The sequence below is a fragment of the Streptomyces sp. SD31 genome, from assembly GCF_052068475.1.
Classification (GTDB): Bacteria; Actinomycetota; Actinomycetes; order Streptomycetales; family Streptomycetaceae; genus Streptomyces.
The window spans coordinates 1-4206 of the sequence record NZ_JBQHCX010000044.1; the positions used below are offsets into that span (position 1 = coordinate 1).

Below are 4206 nucleotides of genomic sequence, written 5' to 3' on the forward strand. Positions count from 1 at the left end.
TCTGCGTGGGCGGGATGTCGTCGTGGCGGGGGAGGAGTATGCGGCCCGTGAGCGGGCGCGTGGCTTCGAGCTGAGTGCCGCGCCGCTGCTGCGGTTCTGCGCGCATGTGGAGTCGGATGACGCCTGGCGGCTGACGGTCAGTCACTGTCATGCGGTGACCGAGGGCTGGACGCTGAACACGTTCCTGATGGAACTCCTTGACGTCTACGGCCAGTTGAAGGACGGTGGCGAGGTCGCGCCGTACGCGGCCCCGTCCGTGCGCTATGCCGACTACATCGCCGCCGAACTCGCCTCCCTGGCGAGCGCGGACGACCGTTCCTTCTGGCAGGACGTGGTCGGCACCCACACCCCGCTGCGTCTCCCGGCCGCCTGGGCCGACACCGACGGCACCCCGGAGGACTTCCACTGGGCGCAGGCGCCGTACGCCGACCTGGAGGACAGCCTCCAGCGCCTGGCGGAACGAGCCGGGGCCTCGCTGAAGAGTGTGCTGTTGGCGGCGCATCTGAAGGTGTTGTCGACGGTGACGACGGAGGACGCCTTCCACACGGGTGTCGTCTACCACGGCCGTCTTGAGGCCCCGGATGCGGAGCGCGTCCTGGGCATGCACCTCAACACGCTGCCGTTCCCGGCGACCCGGCCCACCGGCACCTGGCAGGAACTGGTGCAGCGGGTGTTCGCGCAGGAGACGGACATCTGGGCGCACCGCCGCTACCCCCTGCCCGCCATCCAGCGGGACTCGGGCGAGACACAGCGCCTGATCACCACCCTCTTCGACCACCAGAACTTCCACCAGGTCGACCGCGACGCCGTCGACGTCGACGGCGGGCTGGGTGACGGCACGAACGAGTTCGAGCTCAGCGTGGTGGCGTCCGGTGGGCGGATCACCCTCGGTGCCGGCACACATGTGTTCGGCCGGGACACCCTGCGGCGCCTGGCGGACCGCTACCGGCGGGTCCTGGAGGCCATGGCCGCAGACCCGCACGGGGACGCCGGCGACCCCTGCCTGCCGGAGGAGGAACTGACCCGGCTGCTCGTCGACTGGAACACCACCGTCGAAGTGCCGGTCCACCACCGTGTGCCGGACGTCTTCGCCACACATGTCGCCGCGACCCCCGACGCAGTGGCCGTGACCTGCGGCGACCTGCACCTCACCTATGCCGAGCTGGACGAGCGGGCCAACCGGCTCGCCCACCACCTGATCGGCCTCGGCGCCGGCCCCGGCACCCTGGTCGGCGTCTCGCTGGAGCGGGACATCGACCTCATACCGACGCTGCTCGGCGTGCTCAAGTCGGGGGCCGCCTACCTGCCGCTGGACCCGACCAACCCCGTCGACCGGCTCGCGTACGTCCTCGACGACGCGGGGGCGCCCCTGCTGATCACCAGGACCGAGCACATCGCCGCCTTCGCCGGAATCCACGACGGCCCCGTCGTACTCCTGGACGGCGACACCGACCGGGCCGCCCTCGCGGCACACCCGGCCACCGCGCCCGCCCTCGCCGGTACGCCGGACGACCTGATGTACGTCATCTACACGTCCGGTTCGACGGGCAAGCCGAAGGGCGTGGGGCTGAGCCACGCCAACGTGCTGCGCATGTTCACGGCCATCGCCGAGCAGATGCGCTTCAGCAGCGACGACGTGTGCACGCAGGCCCACTCGTACGCCTTCGACTTCTCCGTGTGGGAGATGTGGGGCGCGCTGCTGCACGGTGGCCGGGTCGTGATCGTGCCCACGGAGGTCGGCCGGTCGCCGGAGGAGTTCCTCGACCTGCTGGTGGAGCAGCGGGTGACCGTCGTGTGCCGGATCCCGTCGGCGTTCCGCCCGCTCGCCGCGCTGGCCGGCGAGGGCGACGAGCGCATCGACCGGCTCGCCCTGCGGGCCGTGGTCTTCGGCGGCGAACGCCTCGACCCGGCCGAACTGCTGCCGTGGGTCGACCGGTTGGGCCTGGACGAGCCCATGCTCGTCAACCTGTACGGCCCCACCGAGATCACCGTGCACTGCACCTTCCACCGCGTGGACGCCGACGACTTCCGCCACCCGGCGCGCAGCGTCCTCGGCCACCACCTCACTGACCTGCGCGTCCACCTCCTGGACCCGCACGGTCGTCTCGTGCCCGTCGGAGTGCCCGGCGAGCTGTACGTCGGCGGCCCGGGTCTGGCCCGCGGCTACCTCGGCCGGCCCGCGCTGACCGCGGAACGCTTCGTGCCCGACCCGTTCGGGCCCGCGGGCTCGCGGCTGTACCGCACCGGCGACCTGGGCCGCCGCCTGCCCGACGGACGGCTGGAGTTCCTCGGCCGGATCGACAGCCAGGTCAAGGTCCGCGGCTACCGCATCGAACTGGGCGAGATCGAGGCGGCGTTGCGCGAGCACCCGGCCGTCGCCGACACCGTGGTCGTCGCCCGCGAGGACCGGGCCGGCGGGCAGTCCCTCGCGGCGTACGTCGTCCCGGCCGGCCAGGACGGCGCACCCGACTCCGGCTCCGCCGACCGCCTCGACTCCGGCCTCCTGCGTGAGCACCTGGCCGCCGCCCTGCCCGACTACATGATCCCGGCCGCCTTCGTCACGCTGGACACCGTCCCGCTGATGGCCAACGGCAAGATCGACTACCGGGCCCTGCCCGCCCCGGACCGCGACGCCTTCGACACCGGCCGGTACGTCGCGCCCCGCACCCCCGCCGAGGAACGGCTCGCCTCCGTCTGGGGCGAGGTCCTCGGCCTGGACCGGGTCAGCGTGGAGGACGGCTTCTTCGACCTGGGCGGCGACTCACTGCGGGCCGTACGCCTGGCCGGGGCGCTGCGCGCGGCCGGGTTCGACGTGTCCGTCCAGGATGTCTTCGAGCACCGCACCGTCGCCGCGCTCGGCACCCACCTCGCGGGACAGGGCGGGGGCACCTCCCTCGTCACCGCCGTGGCCCCGTTCGCGCTGATCGCGGACGAGGACCGGGCCCTGCTGCCCGCGGGCGTCGTGGACGCGTACCCGCTGTCGCAGATCCAGACCGGCATGCTCGCCGAGACCATGGCCGCCGGCCCCGACGGACGGGCCGTCTACCACAACCTCAACTCGTTCCGGATCCGCGACGACAGGCCGTTCTCGCTCGCCGCGCTCCAGAAGGCCGTCGACACGGTCGTCGCCCGCCACGACATCCTGCGCACCTCGATGCACCTGTCCGGCTACTCCCAGCCGCTGCAGCTCGTCCATGCCACCGCCGACTTCCCCGTGGCCCTGCGCGACCTGCGCGGCCTGGACACGGCGGAGCAGGAGCGGCGCAAGGCGGCGTACGTGGCCCAGGAGCACGCCGTCGTCTTCGAGCTGACGACCGCCCCCCTGATGAACGTGTCGGCCCTCCTGGAGACCGACGACGCCTGGCGGCTCAACTTCACGTACCACCACGCCGTGTCCGAGGGCTGGAGCTACAACGCCCTGATGATGGAGATCGTCGAGTGCTACCGGCGCCTGCGCGACGGTGGGGAGGAGCCCGAGTACCTGGCCCCCTCCGTCCGGTACGCGGACTTCATCGCGGCCGAGCTGGCGTCCGTGGCGAGCGAGGAGGATCAGTCCTTCTGGCGAGGAGTCACGGACGGGTACGCCTCCTTCCGGCTGCCCGAGACCTGGGGTGACCCGGAGGGCAACGCCCAGGATCGGCACGGCCTGCAGGTCCCGTTCGCGGACCTGGAGGGGCGCCTGCGGGAGCTGGCGCGGACGGCCGGTACCTCGCTGAAGAGTGTGCTGCTGGCGGCGCATCTGAAGGTGCTGTCGGCGCTGACGCCCGATGCGGCCTTCCACGCGGGTGTCGTCTACCACGGGCGTCTGGAGGCGCCGGGCGCGGACCGGGTGCTGGGCATGCACCTCAACACCCTTCCTTTCCCGGCCACTCGGCCCGTCTCGGGCAGCTGGCGGGAGTGGGTGGAGCGGGTCTACGCCCAGGAGACCGAGATCTGGGCCCACCGCCGCTACCCCCTCCCCGCCGTCCAGCGGGACGCCGGCAACGCCCGGCACCTCATCTCCGTGCTCTTCGAGTACCTCGACTTCCACCACGTCGACACCGACACGGTCGACACCGCCCAGGGCCTGAACGACGGCATCAACGAGTTCGCGATGAACGTCATCCCGACCAAGGGCAACTTCAACCTCGGCTCCACGTCGGACGTGATCAGCCGGGAGAACCTGCGGCGGCTGGGGTCGATGTACCGGCGGGTGCTGGAGGCGAT

General features: G+C 71.9%; 1 protein-coding gene. It reads left to right on the forward strand.

Annotation, left to right across the window (positions count from 1 at the left end; genetic code table 11):
* Positions 1 to 4206, forward strand: a 4206-nt coding sequence (locus ACTMVF_RS42325) for a non-ribosomal peptide synthetase (protein ID WP_441276418.1), incomplete at both ends; no start/stop codon positions are given.